Here is a 16,465-nt window from a genome sequence, read left to right on the forward strand (position 1 = left end):
GGCGGTGCCGGTCTGCGCGGGCGGCCGTCCGCTCGCAGGGCCCGATCGGTAACGTCGAGGGCATGTCGACACCATCGGAGACCGCGCCCGCGGGCCAGGACGCCCTCCCGACCGAGCAGAAGACCGCCGCGGTCGTCTACAACCCGGTCAAGGTGCACCTGGAGACCCTGAAGCGCACCGTCGCGAAGCACGAGCAGGAGGCCGGCTGGGCCGAGACCCTGTGGTTCGAGACCAGCGAGGAGGACCCGGGCGGCGGCATGGCGAAGGCCGCCCTCGAGGCCGGTGCCGACGTGGTCGCCGCCGCCGGTGGGGACGGCACCGTCCGCGCCGTGGCCGAGGTCGTGCACGGCTCCGGTGCCGTGCTCGCCCTCCTCCCGAGCGGCACCGGGAACCTGCTCGCCCGGAACATCCCCGCGCCGATCGACGACATCGGCGCGAGCATCCGGACGATCTTCCGCGGCGAGGACCGCGCCATCGACTTCGGCGAGCTCGAGATCGAGCGGCCCGGGGGCGAGCGCGAGCAGTACGGCTTCGTCGTGATGGCCGGCCTCGGGCTCGACGCCCGCATGCTCGCGAACACCAAGCCGGAGCTCAAGAAGAAGGTCGGCTGGCTCGCCTACGTCGACTCGCTGTTCCGCTCGGTGCGGGACGCCGACGCATTCGAGTTCCGGTACCGGCTCGACGGGGACGGCAACCAGTCGGTCCGCGCGCACTCCCTGATCGTCGGGAACTGCGGCATGCTCCAGGCCGGCGCGACGCTGCTGCCCGACGCCGAGATCGACGACGGCGTGTTCGACGTCGTCGTCATGCGGCCCCGGGGCTTCTTCGGCTGGGTCCGCATCGGGGCCCGGGTGTTCTGGGAGAACGCGATCCTGCGCTCCTTCCGCCGCTCGAAGATCGGGCAGACCCAGGTCGGCAGGCGGATCGCGACCGCGGCCCGCGAGGAACGCCCCCTGCGCTACATCCGCGGCAAGGACTTCGTGGCACGCCTGGAGCGGCCCGACGAGTTCGAGATCGACGGCGACCCGGTCGGCGAGGTCGTCGCGTTCCGGGCGAGGATCGACGCCGGCGGCCTCACGGTGCGGGTCGCAGGTCCCCAGGACCAGACGCGGAACACCCGCCGCGTCGAGCACGACCACAGCTGACGGGGGCCGGGCGGGGCCGCTCGGGCCGGACGGGGTCGCGCCGGGCCGGGCGCGCTCCGCACAACGGAAGGCACGTCGAACCACGGGAATCCGTGGCGCGGCGTGCCTTCCGTTGTTCGTGAGCGCGTCGAACCAGCGCGCGGGCACCGGCGACGCGCTGCGCGACTCAGGCCGCGTCGGGGTCGGGCTCGGGCTCGCCCGAGACGATCGCGCGGAGCCAGTCCCGCGCCTCGACGAACGCCTCGTCGGAGTAGCGCGCCGACACCTCGGGGCGGAAGCCGTCGGCCCGCGGGTACGAGCCCAGGAACGTCACGCGCGGGCTGAACCGCCGCAGGCCGAGCAACGCGTCCGCCACCCGCTCGTCGTGCACGTGTCCGTCGAGGTCGACGACGAACCGGTACCGCCCGAGCTCGTCGCCGATCGGCCGCGAGGACAGCAGCCCCATGTTGATCCCCCGCGTGGCGAACTGCTCGAGCATGTCGACCAGGGCACCCGGGTGGTCGGCCGGCAGCTCGACGATGATGCTCGTCTTGTCGGCGCCCGTGCGCGGCGGGATCGCGAGCGTGCGCGACACCAGGACGAACCGGGTGACCGCGCTCGCGTTGTCGCCGATCGACGTCGCGAGCACGGCGAGGTCGTGGTGGTCGGTGATCCCCGGCGGGGCGACGGCGGCGTCGGCGACCGGGTGCTCGTCGAGCAGGGCCGTCGCGGCGGCCACGTTCGACGACGCCGGGATGTGCCCGTGTCCCCGCACGTTCGCCTCGAGCCAGTGGTGCGTCTGCGCGTACGCCACCGGGTGCGCGTTCACGGTCCGGACGTCGGCCAGGGTCGTGCCGTGCCGGGCGACGAGCACGAAGTCGACGGGGACGAGGTACTCCCCCACGATCCGCACGCCGGGGATCCGCGCGAGGGCGTCCTGCGTCGCGCTCACCCCGCCGTCGACGCTGTTCTCGATCGCGATCACCGCGCCGACCGAGCGACCGGTGACGACGTCGTCGAGCGCCTCGCCGACGTTGTTGACGCTGCGCCAGGGCTTGCCCGCGGCGGCCTCGACGAGCTTGAGCGCCGCCTCGGTGAACGTGCCGGCGGGTCCGAGGTAGGAGTACGTGTCGGTCGTCTCGGCGCGCTCGGTCATGCGGCGAGCCTACTGGTGTACCAGCACCGCCGACCCGCCCCGGCACGTCCGATCAGACCCGACCCACCCTGGCGCGCCTGGCCGGGCCCGACCCGCCCGACCCCGGCCCGTCCGGTCGGACCCCGCGCGTCAGGACCGGACGAGCAGCGTGTCCGAGTCGCCGTTCCGCCCGACGGTCCGGAACCCGACCCGCTCGTAGAGCATCCTCGCCCCGGTGTTGCCGTCCTCGACGCTCAGGCTGACGCCGGGCCACCCGGCCGCGCGTCCGGCGTCGAGCAGCCGGGCCAGGAGCGCACCACCGATCCCCCGCCCCCGCCCCCGCGGCTCGACCGCGATGGTGAGCTCGGGCACGTCTGCCGCCACGAACCCGTACCCGGGGTCGTCCTCGGGCAGGAAGCGCGCCCAGACCACCCCGACCGGCCCGTCGTCGTCGACCGCGACGACGCCGTGGTCCCGCGCGGGGTCGAAGCCCTGCCAGTAGTGCGCGAACTCCGGCCGGTCCAGGTCGGCGTCCGTGAAGGTCGCGGCCTTCCAGTTCATCGCGGCGAGCGTGGCACGGCGCAGCAGTTGCTCGTCGTCCGCGGTCACGGCACGGAAGCGCACGCCGTCGACCTCCGGCAGCGCGGCCGCTGCACTGCCGGGGACCGCCGCCCCCGCGCCGGGCTCCGCCCCCGCCTCCGCACCGGGCGCCGCCTCCCCGGCACCGGTCAGCCGCTGCTCGCACAGCACCTCGTCGTCACCCCGCGGGTACGTCAGCGCCGCGAACCGCCCCTCGGGGTCGAGGCGCTCGAGCAACGCCCGCGTGATGTCGTCGAGCTGCCCGACCTGCTCGTCGGTCAGGGCGTCGACGACGAACCGCCGTGCCGTGCGGACGTGGTCCGGGGCCGCGGCGACGATCGCGTCGTACCCGGCGTCGGTGAGCCGGACATCGGTGGCCCGCCGGTCGTCGACCGAGGGGCAGCGCCGCACCAGGCCGCGCTTCTCGAGCCGCGACACCACGTGCGACAGCCGCGGCAGGGACGCGTTCGTGGCCGAGGCGAGCGCCGACATCCGGAGCGTGCGCGACTCGGTCTCGGACAGCATCGCGACCACCATGTAGTCGAAGTGGGTCAGGTCGGCGTCCCGCTGCAGCTGCTGGTCGAGCGCCGCCGGCAGCAGCTCCATGACCGCGACGAGCTTCATCCAGGCGCGGAGCTGTGCACGCGTCAGCCACGGTGTCTCGTCGGTCATCCACCCATGCTAGCGATTGGTTGTCGATGCAACCAGTGCCGGACGCCGACGTGCAGCGAGCACACCGACCACGAGCGCGACGACGACGACCGCGAGCAGCACGCCCTCGACGACGAGCAGCCGCGTCGTGTAGTCGAACGGCAGCACCGTGGGGTTCTTCTGCCCGTGCGCCTTCGCGGCGATCTCGGGCACCACGACGAGGGCGAGCACGCTGCCGAGCACGACCGCCGACTGCACGACGACGAGCACCCAGGCGCGGAGCGACCGTCCCGCCCGGCGGAGCAGCAGCCCGACGCCGACGACGAACGGCGACAGCACGACGTCGTGGAGCACCACCGCGCCGAGCAACCACGTCGCCAGCCCCCAGATGCGGTTCGGTCGGACCGTCGTCACGAGGACGGTCGCACCGAACGCGATCACCAGCACGCCGAGCACGACGAGCACGATGCGTGCGGCTCTCATCGGATCACCTCGATCTTCCCGATCCACTTCGTCTGCAGCACGCCGGGTCTGCCGGGTGCGATGACCCGGGCCGGGAACCCGTGGTCGAGGTCGAGCGTCGCGCCGTTCACCTCGAGCGCCACGAGGGTCGTCGGATCGGCGGCGTACTCGGGCCCCATCTCGGTGACGCGGTACCCACCGCTCCGCTCGAGGCTCGTGATCCGCAGCGACGACGCCGGGTCGGCCTGGACGGCCGCGAGGAGGTCCCGCATCCGCACGCCCCGCCAGCTCGCCATCTGGCTCCAGCCCTCGACGCACGAGATCGGCAGCTCGGCGGTGTCGGTGCCGAGCGCGACGAGCTCCGCCCGCGAGAAGGACCGGGTGACGTCCGGTCCGACGACCGTGAGGGTCCAGTCGGCCGCCGTCGCACTCGCGAGCACCCCGGCGGCGCGTGCCGTGCGGTTCACCGGGAGCGCGTTCGGGCCGACGTGCCGCTGCCGCGCGCCGAAGACGTTGAGCGGTTCGAGCAGCCGGTTCGACTGCCCGGCGGTCAGGGCGACGACCCCGACGGTCGCGGCCGTCACGCCCGCCACGAACCCGCGTCGGGCGACCAGCTCACGACGACCGGTGGTCGCCTCGGTCGACGGACGGGAGGCCCGCCCCGCGTCCGTCGCGTCGGCCGACGGGCCGTCACCGGTCGGCGCAGCGTCCGGCGCGGCCTCCTGGGCGCCGCTGGCCGGCGCAGCCGGCCCGTCCACCCACCGCAGCACGCGTCCGGTCAGACCACGGGGGTAGGGCCCGACCGTCGGCACGGCCGCAGCGGACGCGCCGGCGGTGGGGTGCGCCTCCCGGCCGGTCGGCGGCAACAGCTCGCTGCCCACCGACGGGTCCACCACGAAGCGCCCCTCGGCGTCGTACGAGTCGCGCGCCCGCCAGTACCGCGCGATGATCCGCAGCTGCACACCCACGTGCAGCACGATCGAGCCGATGATGACGTAGGCCAGCGCGTTGTGCACCTGGCGGAACGGGAACGGCCACGGGTACCACTGGTACGTGTTCACCAGGCCGGTCGCGACCTGCACGAGCGCCGACGCGACGAGCACCGCGATCGACAGCCGTTCGAGCAGGTGCAGCACGCCCCGGACCGGCGGCACCTGGGCCAGCGCCGGCATCACGGCGTTCAGCTTCGCGAGCAGGAGCGGGATGATCGCGATGCCCGCGGTGATGTGCAGGCCCTGCGTGAACTGGTAGAGCTGCACCGGTCGGGTCGGGAAGCGCATGCCCGGCAGCGGGTCCTGGAGCAGGTGGCTGTAGACGCCGGTGACGAAGCAGACGAGGAACGCGACGCCGAGCAGTCGACCCCACACCACCGCCGAGCGGGCGTTCCGGTTCGGCGAGGCCATCGCGGCACGGGCGTCCAGCAGGAGCCGTCGCAGCACGGATAGCCTCGGGGCACCATGAGCCACCGACAGCGCGCCGCCCGACTCCTGCCGACCGTCCTGGCCGTCGTCGGCGTGCTGGTGCTCGCCGGTGTCATCGCCTACGGCGTCACGCATCTGGGGTTCCTCCGTGCCGGTCATCGTGCACCATTCGTAGGCTGGACGCTCATCGCTTGGACCGTCTTCGCAGGTGCGGCCCTCGCGCTCCGGTCCGTCCCCCGTGCGTGGGCGACCCGGATCGTCCTCGGCGGCGCGGTCGTCGTCGGGGTCGCGGCGCTCGTGGGACCGCCGAACACCAGTACCGACTCTGCCCGGTACGCCTGGGACGGGATCGTGCAGCACGCCGGGATCTCCCCCTACGCGCACACGCCGCAGTCCGGGGCGCTCGCCGGACTCCGGCCCGACTGGCTGTTCCCGGACAAGGTCGACGGCACGTGCAAGCCCCTCGAACCGCGGATGCGCGGCCTCGGCGACGGTGCCGACGGCCACTGCGTCGCGATCAACCGGCCGGACGTCGTGACGATCTACCCGCCGATGGCCCAGCTCTGGTTCGCCGGGGTGCGGGCGTTCGTCCCCGCCACCGCGCAGTACCTGCCGTTCCAGGTGGCCGGGCTGCTCGTGTCGCTCGGGGTCACGGTCGGGCTCGTCGCGGTGCTGCGTCGCGTCGGGCGGCCGACCTGGTGGGCCGCGCTCTGGGCCTGGTCGCCGCTCGTCGCGTCCGAGGCCGTCACGAACTCGCACGTCGACGTGGTCGGGGCCGCACTCGCGACGGCCGGCGTCGTGCTCATCGCCTTCGGCCGACCGATCTGGGGCGGGATCGCCCTCGGAGCCGCGACCGCGACGAAGCTCATCCCCGCGATCGTGTACCCGCCGCTGCTCTCCCGCTGGCGGCACTGGTGGGCGGTCCCGGTCGGCATCGCCGTGTTCGGCCTGCTCTACGTGCCGTACGTGCTGACGACCGGCGTGAAGGTGCTCGGCTACCTGCCCGGGTACCTCTCGGAGGAGGGCTACGAGGACGGCTCCCGGTTCGCCCTCGTGTCGCTGCTCGTGCCCGGCGACGGGGCGACGGTCCTGGTCGGGCTCGCCGTGCTGCTCGCCGCCGTGGTGTCGTGGCGCCTCGCCGACCCGGCGCGCCCGTGGTCCGCCGAGGTCCTGATGATCGGCGTCACGTTCCTCGCGGTGACGCCCCGCTACCCCTGGTACGCGCTGCTGCTCATCCCGTTCGTGGTCCTCTCCGGCCGGTGGGAGTGGCTGTCCCTCGGCCTGGCGATCGCCCTCCGCGGGGTGTGGCCCTCGGTCGACGCCTTCCGCTGGTGGCTCGGCGCAGCGGTCCTCGTGATCCTGGTCGTCACGCTCCTCCGCACCGACCGCGACACCTGGCGCCGGTGGGGCCGACGGCTCGACCCGCGGAGCTGGCGGGACGACGTCGGTGGCCACCGACCGTCGGCCGTGCCCCGCAGCACCGGCGTCGGCAGGTAGCATCGGCCCGGTGACGGCGAGGATCCTGCCCGCGACGGGCGACCGGCCCACGGCGACCGCCGTGCCCGCGGCCTCGCTGCTGCGCCGCGTGCGCGCCACCACCGCCGGGCTGACACCGCGCCCCGCCGACGACCCGTCGCTGGTCGACCGGTTCGGCCGCCGCGCCGTCGACCTGCGCGTCTCGCTCACCGAGCGCTGCAACCTCCGCTGCACGTACTGCATGCCGGCCGAGGGGCTGCCGGTCATCCCCTCCGACGCCCTGATGACCGCCGACGAGATCGACCGCCTGGTCGGGCTCGCGGCGCGCGACCTCGGCGTCCGCAAGGTCCGGTTCACGGGCGGCGAACCGCTCCTCCGCGCCGACCTGGCCGACATCGTCCGGCGGTGCTCCGCCCACGGCGTCGAGCTCTCGCTCACGACGAACGCCATCGGCCTGGCGAACCGGGCGCAGGCCCTGGCGGACGCCGGACTCCGTCGCGTCAACGTCTCCCTCGACACCGTCGACCCCGACGTCTTCGCCGAGGTCACGCGCCGCCCGTTCCTCGACCGCGTGCTCGAGGGCATCGCCGCCGCGGCCGACGCCGGGCTCGGCGTGAAGGTGAACGCGGTGCTGCTCCGCGGCGTGAACGACCACCTGGCGACCGACCTGCTCGCGTGGTGCCTCGAGCGCGGCCACGAACTGCGGTTCATCGAGCAGATGCCGCTCGACCCCGGGCACGCCTGGGACGGCGCGACGATGATCACCGCGACCGAGATCCGCGCGGTCCTCGGCGAGCGGTACGTGCTCACCCCGGACGAGGCCCCGCGCGACGGCGCCCCCGCCGAGCGGTACCGCGTGCACACCCGGGACGGCGCCCTGCTCGGGACCGTCGGGATCATCGCGAGCATCACCGAGTCGTTCTGCGGCGACTGCACCCGCACCCGCCTGACCGCCGAGGGCCACGTGCGCTCGTGCCTGTTCTCGGACGACGAGGTCGACCTGCTCGGACCGCTCCGCGCGGGTGCCGACGACGCCGTCCTGACCGACACCTGGCGCCGCGCGATGTGGGCCAAGCCCCGCGACCACGGCGACGACGTGGACGGCATCGTGCACCCGGCACGCGGCATGAGCGCGATCGGAGGATGACCGTGACCACCCTGCGCTTCTTCGCGGCGGCACGTGCCGCCGTCGGGACCGACGAGACCACGACGTCCGCGCCGACCCTCGACGACGCCCTGCGCGCCGTCACCGCCGCCGACGCCGAGCGCTGGACGGCCCTGCAGGAGCGCTGCTCCTACCTGGTCGACGGGGTCACCACGCGCGACCGCTCGACGTCCCTCGTCGGCGTCGGCACGGTCGACGTGATGCCGCCCTTCGCGGGCGGGTAGCGCTCAGCCCGCCGGTTCGTACACCGCGACCTCGTCCGGTGCGACCGTCATCCGGACGGTGACGCCCGGCGCCAGGCCGAGTGCGGCAGCCGTCACGACCGTCACGTCCGCCACGAGGTCGGCGGTGCGCACGCGCACGAGGCCGTCCCGCGGCTCGAGCGCGGTCACGGTGCGTCCCGGCCCGGTGCCGTCCCGGCCCACGCGGACGGCCGTCGGGTGCAGCGCGGCCACGACGGGTCGGCCGGGAGGCACGGTGCGGGTCGACGACGCCAGCTCGCCCCCGCCGTCGAGTGCGATCCCCGCCGCGGTGGCGGTCCCGCGGACGAGCGCGAGCCCGGAGAAGGACGCCGCGAACGGCGTCCGCGGGTGCCGGAGCACCGCCTCGACCGGCCCCTGCTCGACGACGCGGCCGTCCTGCAGCACCACGACGCGGTCGGCGAGCGCGACGGCCTCGAGCGGGTCGTGCGTGACGAGGAGCGTCGGCCGGCCGGTCCGTGCGGTGGCGAGGGCCTCGCGGACGGCCGCGCGGGCGTCGAGGTCGAGCGCCGAGGTCGGCTCGTCGAGGAGCAGGACCGCGGGGTCGGTGGCGAGGGCCCGGGCGATCGCGACGCGCTGGGCCTGCCCGCCGGAGAGCGTCGCCGGCGCCCGGTCGCCCAGCCCGGCCACGCCGACCAGCGCGAGGGCCGTGGCGGCCCGGTGCCGCGCCTCCCGTCCGCCCGCCCCGGCAGCGCGCGGACCGAAGGCGACGTTGTCGGTGACGGACAGGTGCGGGAAGAGGTCGGCCCGCTGCGCGACGAGGCCGGTGCGGCGGCGGTGCGCGGGGAGCCGGGCGAGGTCGCGACCGTCGAGGTGGACCGTGCTGTCCGTGCCGCGGAGGAGCCCGGCGACGGTCTCGACGACCGTGGACTTGCCGGCGCCGTTCGGACCGACGAGCGCGACGCACTCGTCGGGGCCGACCGTGACGGTGACGTCGACGCCGCGGGACGGGTCGACGACGCGGGCGTGGAGTCCCGCTGCCGGCGAGGTCACGCGACCACCGCCCGGGTGCGCAGCGACGTGACCCCGATGACGACGACCGCGACGACCACGAGCACCAGGGCGAGCGCGACCGCGGTGTCCGGGTCGACCTCGCGCTGCAGGTAGACCTCGAGCGGGAGGGTCCGCGTCACGCCCTGCAGGCTGCCCGCGAAGGTGAGCGTGGCGCCGAACTCACCGAGTGCCCTCGCGCCGCACAGCACCAGGCCGGAGACGATGCCCGGCAGGACGCGCGGGGTCGTCACGGTGAGGAACGTGCGGGTCGGTCCGGCGCCGAGCGTCGCCGCGACCCGCTCGTACCGGTCGCCACCGACGCGCAGGGCACCCTCGACGCTCGACACGAGGAAGGGCATCGACACGAACACCTGCGCCATCACGACGGCCGTCGTGGTGAACGCGATGCGGAGTCCGTGCTCGTCGAGGAACGCGCCGAGCACGCCGAGCCGCCCGAACGCCGCGAGGAGGGCGAGGCCACCGACCACCGGCGGGAGCACGAGCGGCAGGAGCACGAGGGCGCGGAGGACCCCGACCCACCGGGCCGTCGAGCGGGCGAACAGGACGGCCAGGGGGTAGCCGAGCACGAACGCGATGCCCGTGGTCGCGGCGGCGGTGCCGAGGGACAGCCCGAGGGCCGTGGTGGACGCGGGCGAGGTGACGAGTGCGACGAACGAACCCCAGTCGACGCGGCCGACCATCGCGAGGACGGGGACGACGACGAACAGGCCGCCGAGGGCCGCGGGGACGGGGAGCCACCACGGGACGGGCAGGCGGGGGCGGGTGGTGCGGCGGCGGCGGCGCTGGTGCCCGCCCGTCGTCGGGCCGCCGTCCTGCGCCGTCACCGGGCCGGGGTGCCGAAGCCGGCGTCGGTGAGGACCCGGCGGCCGGCGTCGGAACGGACGTACGCGGCGAAGGACGCCGCGAGGGCCGGGTCGGCCGCGTCGTCGAGCACCGCGATCGGGTACGTGTTGACGACCTTCGCCGCCGCGGCGAACCGCACGCCGTCGACCCTGCCCGCGGCACCGCGGACGTCGGTCACGTAGACGAGCCCGGCGTCGGCCTGCCCGGACTCGATCTTGCCGAGGACGTCGGTCACGGATTGCTCCTCGCTGACCGGGTGCAGGTCGACCCCGGAGGCCCGCTCGACCGCGGCCGTCGCGGCACCGCAGGGCACCGGGGCGGCGCACGTGACGAGCTGGACGTCCCGGGCGGTCAGGTCGCGGAGGTCGTGGATGCGGAGCGGGTTGCCGGGGGCGACGGCGATCTCGAGCGTGTTCGTGGCGAAGTCCTGCGGCCAGCCGTCGGCGAGGTCCCCCGCCGACAGCTTCCGGATCGTGGCCTCGTCGGCGGTCGCGACGACGTCGGCGGGCGCGCCGTTGCGGACCTGCGTGACGAGGTCGCTCGACCCGGCGAACGAGAACTGCACCGTGGTGCCGGGGTGCGCCTGCTCGTACCGCTCGCCGAGGGTCGTGAAGGTGCGCTGCAGCGAGGCGGCGGCGAGCACGGTGATCGTGCCCGTGGGGCCGGTGGACGGAGTGGGGCCGGCGGGGTCCGCGGTCCGTGCGCTGCCGCCGGTCGTCGCGGCCTGGGTCGAGCAGCCGGCGAGGGCGAGCGACGCCACGGCGACGAGGACGGCGACACGCAGGAGCGGCTTCACAGGGCGATCCTAGCCGCAGGTGCGGTCGTCGTGGTGTTCCACGGTCGCGCGGTCGTCGTGGTGTTCCCCGCGCGCGCGGTCGCCGGGGGTGCCGACCACCCGCCGCTCGTTCAGTCGGACGCGGACCGGTCGGCGGTCGGACGTCCCTCGTGCCGCCAGGCCGTGATGCCGCCGTCGAGGACCACGGCGTCCCGCCCCTCGGCCGCGGCCGCCCGGGCCCACGCGGTGGCCCGACCGCCGCTGGCACACACCACCACGACCACGAGCGTCGAGTCCCCCGCAGCGGTCCCGGCGGCCGGGTCGAGGTCGGTCGGTCGCACGGAGCCGGGGACGATCCCGGTCGCCAGCTCCTCCTCGGTGCGGACGTCGACGAGCACCACCCGCCGCGCCGGGTCGTCCAGCCACGCGGCCAGCCCGGCCGGCGACACCCGTGCCGGCTCCGGCAGCGCCGATGCCTGCGGGCGCCGCGACCCCGGTCCGCGCCGCAGCGGGCTCTCGGTCCACCGCCAGCGTCGGGCGTCCACCGTGAGCACGCGGCCGAGCAGCGGTTCACCGAGTCCCGCGACCAGGGCCGTCACCTGCGCCGCCATCACGGAACCCACGGCACCGCAGAGCGCGGGCAGCACGCCGTCCCGCGCGCAGGACCCCTCGTCGGGCAGTGCGTCGGGGTGCAGGTCGTGGAAGTCGACCGGCTCCGGTGCGGCGTCGTGGAAGACCGAGACCTGGCCGTCGTAGCCGAGGACCGTGCCCCACACGAACGGGACCCCCGCACGGGCGCAGGCGTCGGACACCGCCCGGGTGACCTCGACGCTGTCGGCCGCGTCGACCACGACGTCGTGCCCGGTCACGTGCTCGGGGCGGAAGTGCTCGGCGAGCGCGACGACCTCGACGACCGGGTCGACCCCGCGGACCCGTGCGGCGGCGACCTCGGCCTTCGGGCGGTCCACGTCCGCCAGCGAGAACAGGGTCTGCCGCGCCAGGTTCGACGCGTCGACGACGTCGTGGTCGACGATCGTGATCCGCCCGAGGCCGGCGCCGGCGAGCAGGGTGAGCACGGGCGAGCCGAGGCCGCCGGCACCGACGACCAGGACCCGCGCCGCGGCGAGGGCGTCGAGCGCGGACCGGCCCGCGCCGGGGAGCACTGCCGTGCGGGACGTCACCGCACGCCGCGCGTCCCGGGCCGCGAGGGCGTCGGCGCCGTCGGTGGTCACCGGCCTGCCTCGACGACGTCCGGGACCTCGACGGTCACCATCGTCGCCTTCACCGAGGCCACGGCGACCGACCCGACCTCGAGCCCGAGGTCGCGCACCGCCTCGGCGGTCATCAGGGACACGACGCGGTTCGACCCGGCCTGCAGCTCGACCTGCGCGACCAGACCGTCCACGACCAGGTCCGTCACGATCCCCACGAACCGGTTCCGGGCGGAGCTGCGGACGCCCGACGGGTCGTCCAACCCGGCGTCCCGCCCCCGCACGTACGCGGCGAGGTCGCTGCCCGCGACGACCGTGCGCCCCGCGGCGTCCTCGGCACGGGGCAGCGCGCCGGACTCCACCAGGCGGCGGACGGTGTCGTCGCTGACGCCGAGGTACCGTGCGGCGTCGCGGATGCGGAGTGTCGTCATGGTGGACGCGACCCTACGGCATGGCGAACTCTCACGCAGACCGGTCCGGTACCGGGCAGCCGTCCAGCCGACCCCGCTACCGTCCTGAGCGTGAGCACACCCCAGACCGGTAGCATCCGCGTCCCCGCGTCCGCGGGCGTCGCGCCGGTCCGGTCGCGCCTGCGCACCGGTTCGGCGGCCGTCGGACTCGCCCTCGTCCGCACCCCCGAGCTGACGATCGGGGCGTTCGGCGTCCTCGTCGCCGCGGCCTTCGCCTGGGTACCCTCGCTCTGGTACGACGAGGCCGCGACCGTCACGAGCGCGCAGCGCAGCTGGCCGCAGCTCTGGGCCGAACTGCACTCCGTCGACGCGGTGCACGGTCTGTACTACGCGATGATCCACGCCTGGTTCTGGCTCGTCGGGTACACCCCGTTCACCCTCCGCTTCCCGAGCGCCCTGGCGATCGGGGTCGCGGCGGGGCTGATCGTCGCACTCGGCCGTCGTCTGGGCGGTCGACGGCTCGGCATCACGGCCGGCCTGGTCTTCATCGCCCTCCCCCGCGTCCAGTGGGCCGGTTCCGAGGGACGCCCCTACGCCACCGTCACGACGCTCGCCGTCTGCCTGACCCTCGTCGGCCTCACCGCCGTCCGACGGACCCGCACCGGTCGGAGCCTGCGCTGGTGGATCGCCTACGGCGCCGTGGCGCTCGTCGCGGTCACCTTCAACGCGTACCTCGCCCTCGCCGTCGTCGCGCACGCCGTCGCACTGGGCTGGACCCTGCTCGCCGAGCGCCGCTCCGGCCGTGGCCCGGCACCGCTCGTCACCCGCGACGTCGTGGTGCGCTGGGCGGTGGCCGCGGGCATCGCCGCCGTGGCCGTCTCGCCGCTCGTGCTCGAGATCACCGCGCAGTCGAAGCAGGTCGGGTGGATCGGCCCGATCAGCGAGCGGACGATCCCGCAGGTCTTCGCGACCGCCTGGTTCGGTGGCTCGGACCTGTACGCGGCCGTCGCGTGGGCCCTGATGGTCGTCGGTGTCGTCGCCGCGGCGGTCCAGGTGCACCGCCGCTCGCCCTCGGTGCGCGCGCTCCTGCGTGCCCAGGCCGTCCGGGTCGCCCTCCCCCTCGTGGTGCTGCCCACCGCGGTTCTGCTCCTGGCGACCGCGTTCGGCAAGCACCTGTACACGCCGAAGTACGCGTCGCTGAGCCTGCCGTTCGTCGCGCTCCTCATCGCCCTCGCCATCACGCTCGTGCGGCCCAAGGCACTGCTCGGCGCCGCGCTGGCCGTGTGCCTCGTGCTGAGCATCCCGACCGCGAGCGCCGTCAAGATGCCCCGCGCCAAGCAGGACTCGACCTGGGCGAACGCCGCCTCGATCGTCTCCGCGGAGCGTGCCGGGCGTGCGGGTGCGAACGAGGGCGTCGTGTTCGGCAGCGTCTACGGCCACCCCGGCACCACGGCCGACATCATCCGGATCTCCTACCCGTGGGCGTTCACCGGCATGACCGACCTCGGCGCGCGCAAGATCGGCGCCGAGACCGGGGTGCTGTGGAACCAGAACGGCGACCTCGCCACGACGATCCCCGAGCGACTCGGCGAGATCGACACCGTGTGGTTCGTCGGCGGGACCCCGAAGGCGCGGAACATCGAGCCGGAGACCGCCGCGGTCCTGGCGGAGCACGGCTTCCACGCCGAGCAGCACTGGAAGACCGGCCGCGTCGTGCTGACGGAGTACGTCAAGGGCTGACCCCCGCCGTCAGGGCCCGGGCGCCGTCGTCACTGGTGGACGACGCGCGCGCCGTGCACCGGCCCGGTCGCCCGCAGCGCCACGAACCCGGCGGCGCTCAGTTCGACCTGCACCTCGAGCGCGGTGTCCCGGTCGGCGACCAGGAACGCCACCGTCGGCCCGCTCCCGGACACGATGCCCGCGAGCGCGCCGGCCTTCTCGCCGACCTCGAGCGTCGCCGCCAGGGCCGGCTGCAGCCGCATCGCGGGGGCCTGCAGGTCGTTGTGCAGGCAGTCCGCGAGGAGGCCCGGGTCACCCGCCCGCAGCGCCTGCAGCACGTGGGCCTCGACCACCGGGGTCGTCGGCGCGGGCGCGATGTCCGCCCGGTACCGCTCGCGGTGGGCGTCCAGCGCGCGGTAGACCGCCGGCGTGGACAACCCGGAGTCGCTCAGCGCGAGCACCCAGTGGAACTCCCCCTTGGCGAGCGCCGGGCTCAGCTCGTCGCCGCGGCCGGTGCCGACCGCGGTCCCGCCCGCGAAGGCGAAGGGCACGTCGGCGCCGAGCCGGGCCGCGAGACCGAGCAGCTGGTCGCGCCCGAGCGCGGTGCCCCAGAGCGTGTCGACGGCGAGCAGGGTCGCAGCCGCGTCGGCCGATCCGCCGCCCATGCCCCCGGCGACCGGGACCTGCTTGTCGATCGTCAACCGCACCCCGCCGCGGTGTCCGGACGCGTCGGCGACCATGCGGGCCGCCCGGATCGCGAGGTTCGACTCGTCGGTCGGCACCCCGCTCGTGTCGATCGGGCCGGTGAACCGCACCGAGAAGTCGTCGGCGTGCTCGGCGGTGACGTCCTCGTACAGCGAGACCGCCTGGTACGCGGTGGCGACGTCGTGGTACCCGTCGTCCTGCAGCGCCCCGACGGACAGGTACACGTTGATCTTGCCGGGGGCGCGTACCCGTACGCGGGTCGGAGCGGCCGGCGTGGTCATGGCACCAACCTATCCTCCCGACGACGGACCGCCGTCGCACGCTGCGCCGACGGACCGCGCACGCCCGCGACTCAGACGGTCGGCCGCACCAACGGGATGACCTGCTCGCCGAAGCGCTCCATCTCCTCGGCCTGCGGCGAGAACTGCAGCAGGAGCGTGTCGACCCCGGCGTCCTCGAACGCGCGGATCCGGTCGGCCACCTGCTGCGGCGTCCCGACGAACCCGGGACGCAGGCCACGGTTCGACACCGAGTAGTCCTCGAGCGAGGGCACGTGCTCGAGCTGCGACTTCGAGATGAAGTCCTGGTACGACTCGTACGCCTTCCCGTGCTGCACGTCGGTGATGCGCGCGAGCTCGGCCTGTGCCTCCGCCTCGGTCTCGCGCACGATGACGTACGCGGCCATGCCGAACGCCTCGAACGGCGCGGCCCCGGCCTCCTCGCGCCGACGTCGCATCTCGGCGATCTTCGTCCGGAGCTCGTCGACCGTGCCGCCGTGCGTCAGGTACGCGTCGGCGAAGCGGGTGATCGCGCCCTTGCCCGCCTCGCTCTCGCCGCCCGCGTAGATGCGCGGCGTGACGCGGGGCTTCGGCTCGAGGTGCGCGTTCTGCACGTCGTAGTACTCCCCCGAGAACGAGAACGGCGTCTCCGCCCACAGTCCCTTGAGGATCGCGACGAACTCCTCGGTGCGCGCGTACCGGTCGTCGTGCTCCGAGAAGATGCCGCCGTACTGCCGTGCCTCCTCGGCCCACCAGGCGCTCACCACGTTGAACGTGAACCGCCCGCACGAGATCTCGTCGATCGTGGCCGCCTGCTTCGCGGTCACGGCCGGCAGGTGGTAGCCGGGGCGCATCGCCGCCATGATCTCCAGGCGCTCGGTCGTCGCCGCGAGCGCCGCCGCGAGGGCCCACGCCTCGAGGCTCGGCGCCGCCGTCCCCTTGATGTCGTTGAGGTTGAGCTCCGGCACGAGCGTCAGGTCGAAGCCGATGCGCTCGGCGCGCTGCGCGAGCCGCTTCACGTAGTCGAACGTGACGGGCATCGCCTCGTCCTCGACGTTGCGCAGCCAGCCGCCGAAGAGCGGGGTCCAGTATCCGAATCGCACGAGTGGTTCCTTGCTGGTGGGGAGTGACGGCCGGGAGGCGCGGGGCGGGCCCGACCCGCGCCTCCCGGCCGGTGGTGGGACGGACGGGAGGCACGGTGCGGCGCCGCGCCGCGCCTCCCGTCCGGTGGGTGGTA

The 16,465-nt window shown here is 74.6% G+C and carries 16 protein-coding genes; 5 read left to right on the forward strand and 11 right to left on the reverse strand.

Annotated elements, in window-relative coordinates; translation table 11 throughout:
• Positions 1-62: 62 nt before the first annotated feature.
• On the forward strand, positions 63-1,145 hold the full coding sequence (locus QOL15_RS12985; RefSeq protein ID WP_083230414.1) for a diacylglycerol kinase family protein: 1,083 nt from the start codon (positions 63-65) through the stop codon (positions 1,143-1,145).
• Between the two features lie 166 nt (positions 1,146-1,311).
• Here QOL15_RS12985 and pheA read toward each other — a convergent pair whose 3' ends face one another.
• From pheA to QOL15_RS13010, 4 genes are all read right to left on the reverse strand, one after another.
• Positions 1,312-2,280 carry a prephenate dehydratase gene (gene pheA / locus QOL15_RS12990; RefSeq protein WP_065964764.1) on the reverse strand — a complete coding sequence of 323 codons (969 nt, stop codon included), beginning with the start codon at positions 2,278-2,280 and terminating at the stop codon, positions 1,312-1,314.
• A gap of 129 nt (positions 2,281-2,409) precedes the next feature.
• On the reverse strand, positions 2,410-3,510 hold the full coding sequence (locus tag QOL15_RS16675; protein WP_370692384.1) for a GNAT family N-acetyltransferase: 1,101 nt from the start codon (positions 3,508-3,510) through the stop codon (positions 2,410-2,412).
• Positions 3,511-3,519: 9 nt separating this feature from the next.
• Positions 3,520-3,972, reverse strand: coding sequence for a hypothetical protein (locus QOL15_RS13005; RefSeq protein WP_065964888.1), 453 nt, complete (start codon positions 3,970-3,972; stop codon positions 3,520-3,522).
• Positions 3,969-5,390 (reverse strand): molybdopterin-dependent oxidoreductase, encoded by a 1,422-nt coding sequence (locus QOL15_RS13010; RefSeq protein WP_253181728.1) that lies wholly within the window; start codon positions 5,388-5,390, stop codon positions 3,969-3,971. Before QOL15_RS13010 ends, QOL15_RS13005 begins: the two co-directional genes overlap by 4 nt.
• Before the next feature lie 18 nt (positions 5,391-5,408).
• On the opposite strand from QOL15_RS13010, the gene QOL15_RS13015 reads away from it, so the two are divergent.
• The 3 genes from QOL15_RS13015 to QOL15_RS13025 all read left to right on the forward strand — a co-directional run bounded on the left by QOL15_RS13015 (position 5,409) and on the right by QOL15_RS13025 (position 8,237).
• Positions 5,409-6,869: a glycosyltransferase family 87 protein gene (locus tag QOL15_RS13015; RefSeq protein WP_071246702.1), complete on the forward strand. Its 1,461-nt coding sequence runs from the start codon at positions 5,409-5,411 to the stop codon at positions 6,867-6,869.
• A 76-nt stretch (positions 6,870-6,945) separates the two neighbouring features.
• Positions 6,946-7,995 (forward strand): GTP 3',8-cyclase MoaA, encoded by a 1,050-nt coding sequence (gene moaA, locus QOL15_RS13020; protein WP_370692487.1) that lies wholly within the window; start codon positions 6,946-6,948, stop codon positions 7,993-7,995.
• Entirely contained in the window at positions 7,992-8,237 is a 246-nt protein-coding gene (locus QOL15_RS13025) for a MoaD/ThiS family protein (RefSeq protein WP_071246700.1), read from the forward strand. Before moaA ends, QOL15_RS13025 begins: the two co-directional genes overlap by 4 nt.
• 3 nt (positions 8,238-8,240) lie before the next feature.
• On the opposite strand, the gene QOL15_RS13030 is transcribed toward QOL15_RS13025, so the two are convergent.
• The 5 genes from QOL15_RS13030 to QOL15_RS13050 form a co-directional block, all read right to left on the reverse strand.
• Positions 8,241-9,266 (reverse strand): ABC transporter ATP-binding protein, encoded by a 1,026-nt coding sequence (locus QOL15_RS13030; protein ID WP_071246698.1) that lies wholly within the window; start codon positions 9,264-9,266, stop codon positions 8,241-8,243.
• Entirely contained in the window at positions 9,263-10,111 is an 849-nt protein-coding gene (locus QOL15_RS13035) for an ABC transporter permease (RefSeq protein ID WP_139197423.1), read from the reverse strand. Before QOL15_RS13035 ends, QOL15_RS13030 begins: the two co-directional genes overlap by 4 nt.
• Entirely contained in the window at positions 10,108-10,926 is an 819-nt protein-coding gene (modA, locus tag QOL15_RS13040; RefSeq protein ID WP_071246696.1) for a molybdate ABC transporter substrate-binding protein, read from the reverse strand. Before modA ends, QOL15_RS13035 begins: the two co-directional genes overlap by 4 nt.
• Before the next feature lie 110 nt (positions 10,927-11,036).
• The gene (locus QOL15_RS13045; protein WP_071246694.1) at positions 11,037-12,137 is read right to left on the reverse strand and encodes a HesA/MoeB/ThiF family protein; all 1,101 of its coding nucleotides are present in this window, start codon (positions 12,135-12,137) and stop codon (positions 11,037-11,039) included.
• Positions 12,134-12,547: a molybdopterin-binding protein gene (locus QOL15_RS13050; protein WP_071246693.1), complete on the reverse strand. Its 414-nt coding sequence runs from the start codon at positions 12,545-12,547 to the stop codon at positions 12,134-12,136. The genes QOL15_RS13045 and QOL15_RS13050 overlap by 4 nt, the downstream gene beginning before the upstream one ends.
• 90 nt (positions 12,548-12,637) lie before the next feature.
• Between QOL15_RS13050 and QOL15_RS13055 the strand changes: the two genes are divergently transcribed.
• Complete coding sequence (locus QOL15_RS13055; protein WP_071246692.1) at positions 12,638-14,266, forward strand: glycosyltransferase family 39 protein; 1,629 nt, start codon at positions 12,638-12,640, stop codon at positions 14,264-14,266.
• Positions 14,267-14,295: 29 nt separating this feature from the next.
• Here the strand turns inward: QOL15_RS13055 and QOL15_RS13060 are convergent, their stop codons facing one another.
• Both QOL15_RS13060 and QOL15_RS13065 read right to left on the reverse strand, forming a co-directional pair.
• Positions 14,296-15,231 (reverse strand): 4-(cytidine 5'-diphospho)-2-C-methyl-D-erythritol kinase, encoded by a 936-nt coding sequence (locus QOL15_RS13060; protein ID WP_065962598.1) that lies wholly within the window; start codon positions 15,229-15,231, stop codon positions 14,296-14,298.
• Positions 15,232-15,302: 71 nt separating this feature from the next.
• Positions 15,303-16,331, reverse strand: coding sequence for an LLM class flavin-dependent oxidoreductase (locus QOL15_RS13065; protein WP_065962600.1), 1,029 nt, complete (start codon positions 16,329-16,331; stop codon positions 15,303-15,305).
• Positions 16,332-16,465: the final 134 nt, after the last annotated feature.

The organism is Curtobacterium sp. MCBA15_012, from assembly GCF_001864935.2.
Taxonomy (GTDB): Bacteria; Actinomycetota; Actinomycetes; order Actinomycetales; family Microbacteriaceae; genus Curtobacterium.

Coding starts and splice junctions, on each gene's coding strand:
- QOL15_RS13050 (WP_071246693.1), bottom strand. CDS start 12,547: ATGACGACACTCCGCATCCGCGACGCCGCACGGTACCTCGGCGTCAGC.
- QOL15_RS13015 (WP_071246702.1), top strand. CDS start 5,409: ATGAGCCACCGACAGCGCGCCGCCCGACTCCTGCCGACCGTCCTGGCC.
- QOL15_RS13025 (WP_071246700.1), top strand. CDS start 7,992: ATGACCGTGACCACCCTGCGCTTCTTCGCGGCGGCACGTGCCGCCGTC.
- pheA (WP_065964764.1), bottom strand. CDS start 2,280: ATGACCGAGCGCGCCGAGACGACCGACACGTACTCCTACCTCGGACCC.
- QOL15_RS13005 (WP_065964888.1), bottom strand. CDS start 3,972: ATGAGAGCCGCACGCATCGTGCTCGTCGTGCTCGGCGTGCTGGTGATC.
- QOL15_RS13060 (WP_065962598.1), bottom strand. CDS start 15,231: ATGACCACGCCGGCCGCTCCGACCCGCGTACGGGTACGCGCCCCCGGC.
- QOL15_RS16675 (WP_370692384.1), bottom strand. CDS start 3,510: ATGACCGACGAGACACCGTGGCTGACGCGTGCACAGCTCCGCGCCTGG.
- QOL15_RS12985 (WP_083230414.1), top strand. CDS start 63: ATGTCGACACCATCGGAGACCGCGCCCGCGGGCCAGGACGCCCTCCCG.